Here is a 672-nt window from a genome sequence, read left to right on the forward strand (position 1 = left end):
CACATCACCTCACGCAAACCCCCACCCACCACACCCCCGAACCCACCCACCACCTCATCCAACGCCCCCGCGAACACCCCAAAACGCTCATACAACCCCCGCCCCATCCCCACCCACTGCCCCCCCTGACCCGAAAACACGAAGCCGAGCGCCCCGGCGGAGGTTCCGGTGAGCAGGTCATGGGAAGCCTCGCCCTGCGCCAGCGCGCCCAGCCCGCGAACTGCCGCGTCGCGATCGGTGGCCAGGATGGCGGCGCGGTGTGGAAAGGTGGTCCGGCGTGTCGCCAGGGAGAAGGCGGCTTCCTGAAGGCCGACGCCAGGCCGGTCCGCGAGCCAGGCCCGCAGGCGCGCGGCCTGCACGGGGAGGTCGCCTTCCCGCGCCGCCGAAACCACGACCGGCACGAGCGACGCCGCGGGACCTGTCTCCGACACGAGCGACGCCGCGACCTCCGGCTCCGGCTCCGGCACCGGCACCGGCACCGGCACCGGCCCGAGCGACGCCTCCGAGGTGGGCTCGGATTCGCCTTCTTCAAGAATGACGTGGGCGTTGGTGCCGCTCAGCCCGAACGACGACACCCCCGCCCGCCGCGGCCGCCCCTCACGCCGCCACTCCACCGCCTCGGTCAACAACCGCACCGACCCCGCAGACCAATCCACATGCGGCGTCGGCACA

1 protein-coding gene is annotated in these 672 nt (G+C 72.6%); it reads right to left on the reverse strand.

Going from position 1 to position 672, the window contains the following annotated elements; translation table 11 throughout:
• Positions 1-626: ketoacyl-synthetase C-terminal extension domain-containing protein (locus AB0C16_RS40200; RefSeq protein WP_357691411.1), on the reverse strand; the 626-nt coding region annotated here is incomplete at its 3' end.
• Positions 627-672 lie beyond the last annotated feature (46 nt).

This window comes from Nonomuraea sp. NPDC048916, from assembly GCF_040649575.1.
In the GTDB taxonomy this organism is placed as follows: domain Bacteria; phylum Actinomycetota; class Actinomycetes; order Streptosporangiales; family Streptosporangiaceae; genus Nonomuraea.